Source organism: Actinomadura logoneensis, from assembly GCF_003428695.1.
Lineage (GTDB): Bacteria > Actinomycetota > Actinomycetes > Streptosporangiales > Streptosporangiaceae > Spirillospora > Spirillospora logoneensis.
On sequence record NZ_QURH01000790.1, the window covers coordinates 1 to 4,196 of the forward strand.

Annotated in this window: 3 protein-coding genes; 2 read left to right on the forward strand and 1 reads right to left on the reverse strand. The window is 75.8% G+C overall.

The window, feature by feature from the left end:
- The coding region (locus DZF91_RS27470) for a hemolysin family protein (RefSeq protein WP_199486935.1) at positions 1-1,452 on the reverse strand (1,452 nt) is incomplete at its 3' end.
- A 297-nt stretch (positions 1,453-1,749) separates the two neighbouring features.
- On the opposite strand from DZF91_RS27470, the gene DZF91_RS27475 reads away from it, so the two are divergent.
- Both DZF91_RS27475 and DZF91_RS27480 read left to right on the forward strand, forming a co-directional pair.
- Complete coding sequence (locus DZF91_RS27475) at positions 1,750-2,709, forward strand: MBL fold metallo-hydrolase (RefSeq protein WP_117360044.1); 960 nt, start codon at positions 1,750-1,752, stop codon at positions 2,707-2,709.
- Between the two features lie 4 nt (positions 2,710-2,713).
- Positions 2,714-4,196, forward strand: a 1,483-nt coding sequence (locus DZF91_RS27480; RefSeq protein ID WP_117360045.1) for an FAD-dependent monooxygenase, incomplete at its 3' end; no start/stop codon positions are given.

Genomic DNA, 4,196 nt, shown 5'->3' on the forward strand with positions numbered 1-4,196 from the left:
CCCGCCTCCGCTCCCGCCGCCGGCCCCACCTCCGATCGCGCCGCCGGCCCCGCCTCCGATCGCGCCGCCCGGACCCGTTCGCGGTCCGCCGGCGCTTCCGTTCCCGGTCCCGGTCTTCGCCGTGGGCGGGGCGCCTCCGGCGGGCACGACGCAGATCCGGATCAGCTCCGGGACGTGCCGGTGGATGGTCAGCACCTCGACCACGGCGTCGCGCGGCGGGTCCTCCGGCCGCTCGGGGGCCAGCCCGATGCGGACGACGTCGCCCGGCTCGGACACCCGGCCGAGGCGGCTCAGCAGCAGGCCCGCGACGGTCTCGTAGTCGCCCTCGGGCAGCGGGATGCCCGTCTCGTGCCGCACCTCGTCCACCCGCAGGCCCGCGTCGGTCGTCCACCACGCCCCGGACCGGATCGCCAGGTCCGGGTCCGCGTCGATCTCGTCGGCGATCTCCCCGACCAGCTCCTCCGCGACGTCCTCCCAGGTCAGCAGCCCGGCGAAGCCGCCGTACTCGTCCACCACGCAGGCGAGCGGGTCGCCGTGCCGGCGCAGCTCGGCGACGACCTGCGGCAGCGGCAGCGACGACGGCAGCAGCACCGCCGGACGGGCCAGCTCGCGCACCGGCGTGCGCGCCGCCTCCTCGGGGCTGAGCCGGATGAGGTCGTTCAGCCCGACCACGCCGATCACGTCGTCCACGCTGTCGCCGACCACCGGGTACCGCGAGTGGCCGTGCGCGGTGACGACCTCGGTGAGCTCGGTCGCCACCGCGTCCGCCGGGACGGTCACCACGTCCACGCGGTGGACCATGACCTCCTCGGCGTCCCGCTCGGAGAACTCCAGCGCGCGCTCCAGCAGGTCGGTCTGGTCGCCGAGCTGCTCGCCGGACTCGCCGATGATGTGGCCGAGCTCCTCCAGCGTCGCGCCCTGGTGCAGCTCCTCGACCGGCTCCATCCCGGCGGCGCGGACGAGCCGGTTCGCGGCCAGGTCGAACAGCCGGATCACCGGGCCCGCGACGGTCAGGTACACCAGCGTCGAGCCCGCCAGCCGCCGCGCCAGCGGCTCGGCCCGGGCCAGCGCCAGGTTCTTCGGGAACAGCTCGCCCAGCACCATCTGGATCACCGTGGCCAGGACGAACCCGGCGGTCACCGAGATTCCGCCGACCGCGCCGTCCGGGACGCCCGCCGCGCCGAGCACCGGCGCGAGCAGGTCGGCGAGCGCGGGCTTGGCGATGAAGCCCACGACCAGCGCGGTGACGGTGATGCCGAGCTGCGCGCCCGACAGCATGAACGACACCCGCTCCATCACCTGGATCGCGCGTTCGGAGGCCCGGTCGCCGGCCGCCGCGCGCTCCGCCAGCACCGGCCGGTCCGCCGTCACGAACGCGAACTCCTGGGCGACGAAGTACCCGGTCGCCGCCGTCAGCAACAGGACCGCGAGCAGTCCGAGCGCCGCGGTCATCCACGTCCTCCCTTCGCGCGCCGCCCGTCCTGGCGCGCTCGGCGTCCCCGGTACGTTCCCCGATCCCGATCTTCCCTACCCTCCCGCGGCCCGCTCACCGCCGATCCTCCGGGGGCGCGCGGCCGGGGAGGACGGGGGAGCGCGGGGAGGCCGCGAAGGGCCGGGCGGGGCGGCGGGATCGGTGATTACGGGTCGTCCGGTGGTGGAATGAAACCCTCGCCCCGGCGGCGAGGGTCCCCGCCGCGTCCCGCCGGACCGTCCTCCCTGCCGTGCGCCCAAAGAGAGCGAGGGGCAACGATGCCCAAGCCGTTCGCGTCGTCCGCCGACCTGTCCGCGAAGACCCAGACGCTGGAGATACTCGCCGACGGCGTGTACGCGCTGACGGCCGAGGGCGACCCGAACGTCGGCGCGATCGAGGGCGAGGACTTCGTGGTCTGCTTCGACGCGACGGCCACCCCGGCGGCGGCCCGCGACTGGCTGATGGTGCTGCGCGCCCACACCGACAAGCCGATCCGGCACCTGGTGCTGTCGCACTACCACGCCGTCCGGACGCTCGGCGCGAGCGCGTTCGGCACCCGGTCGATCATCGCGCACGACCGGACCCGCGACCTCATCGCCGAGCGCGGGCGGCAGGACTGGGAGTCGGAGTTCGGCCGGATGCCCCGCCTGTTCAAGGACCCGGCGAGCATCCCCGGGCTCACCCGGCCGACCGCCACCTTCTCCGACAGCGTGACCATCGCCCTCGGCGGGGACCGGGGCGAGCTGGTGCTGCGGTACTGCGGGCGCGGGCACACCGAGGGCGACATCGTCGCCTGGCTGCCCCGGCACCGCATCCTGTTCGCGGGCGACCTGGTCGAGACGCAGGCCGCGCTCTACACCGGCGACGCCTTCCACCGCGACTGGGCCGGGGCGACGCTCGACCGGGTCGCCTCGTTCGGCGCGGACACCCTGGTCGGCGGGCGCGGCGCGGTCGCGCACGGCCGCGAGGCGGTGCGCGCCGCGATCGCGCAGACCCGCGACTTCCTGGACACGATGCTGCGCGAGGTCCGCGACGTGCGCAAACGCGGCGGGACGCTGCGCGAGGCGTTCACCGCCGTGCACGCGGCGCTCGAACCGTCCTACGGCGGCTGGCCGATCTTCGAGCACTGCCTGCCGTTCGACGTCTCCCGCCTCTGGGACGAGCTGGACGGCGTCGAGCGCCCCCGCGTCTGGACCGCCGAACGCGACCGCCAGGTCTGGGCCGAACTCCAGGGATGACGCCATGGCCTCCGCCGCGTTCGAGAACCCCGCGCCGGGCGGACGGCGCGGGGCGGCACCGCCGTCCCTGGAGAACGCGGGCGGCGTCGAGAGGAAGGCCGGTGGTGGGAGGGAGGCCGGTGCTGGAAGGGAGGCCGGTGGTGGGAGGGAGGCCGGCGCGCCCGTCCTGGTCGTGGGCGCGGGGCCGGTGGGACTCACCACCGCGCTGCTCCTCGCCCGCTGGGGGCTCCGCGTGGAGGTGCTCGAAGCGCTCCCGGCGCGGACGGAGATCGGGTCCCGGTCGATCTGCCAGCAACGGGACGTCCTGGACATCTGGTCCGCGGTGGGCGCGGACGTCCTCACCGACGAGGGCCTGACCTGGACGACCGGGCGCGTCTTCCACCGGGGCCGCGAGGTGGCGTCCTGGCGGTTCGCGGGCGCCGGGCCGCTGCCGCCGTTCGTCAACATCTCCCAGAGCCGCACCGAGCAGGTGCTGCAGGAACTCGCCGACGCCGACCCCCACGTCACGATCCGCTGGGACCACCGCGTCACCGCGATCGAACAGGACGAGTCGGGCGTCACCGTGCGCTGCGCGACCGGCGCGGCGGACGGGCACGGCGCGCACGGCGCGTCCGGCGCGCTGGTGCGAGGGGCCTACGCGGTGGTGTGCTCGGGCGGCCACTCCGGGGCGCTGCGCGCCGCGCTCGGCGTCGCGTTCCCGGGGGAGAGCGGCGGCGACCGCTTCCTCATCGTGGACGTGCGCACCGCCTGGCCCGGCCGCGAGACCGAGCGGCACTTCCACTTCGACCCGCCGTGGAACCCCGGCCGGCAGGTGCTCATCCACCCCTGCCCCGGATCGGTGTACCGGATCGACTGGCAGGTCCCGCCGGATTTCGACCTGGCCGCCGAGCGCTCCGGCGGACGCCTGGACGCCCGCGTCCGGCAGGTCGTGGGCGACCGCCCGTACGAGGTGCTGTGGGCGACGGACTACCGGTTCCACTCGCGCGTCGCGTCCCCGATGGCGGTCGGGCGCGTGCTGCTCGCCGGGGACGCCGCGCACCTGTACGCGCCGTTCGGGGCGCGCGGCCTCAACTCGGGCGTTCCGGACGCCGAGAACGCCGCGTGGAAGATCGCGTTCGTCGCGCGCGGCTGGTCGCCGCCCGCGCTGCTCGGCACCTACGACACCGAGCGCCGCGCCGCCGCCCTGGAGAACCTGGACGTCACGGCGGCGACGATGCGCTTCCTCGCGCCGTCCACGCCCGAGCAGCGGGCCCGCCGCGCGCAGGTGCTCGCGCGCGCGTCCGCCGATCCGGCGACCGCGCACGAGATCGACTCGGGACGGTTCGCCGAGCCCTTCTGGTACGACCGCTCGCCGCTGACCGTCGCCGACCCGTCCCGTCCGTGCGCGGGCCGTCCGCCGCGGGGGACGCCGCCGCCCGTCGCGCCGGGCACCATCGTTCCGGACGCCGCGCTGCCGCCGACCGCCGTCCCCGGCGGCGACCAGGACC

Excerpts from the sequence above, each read along its gene's own strand:
- DZF91_RS27475 (WP_117360044.1), top strand. The coding sequence starts at position 1,750 with ATGCCCAAGCCGTTCGCGTCGTCCGCCGACCTGTCCGCGAAGACCCAG.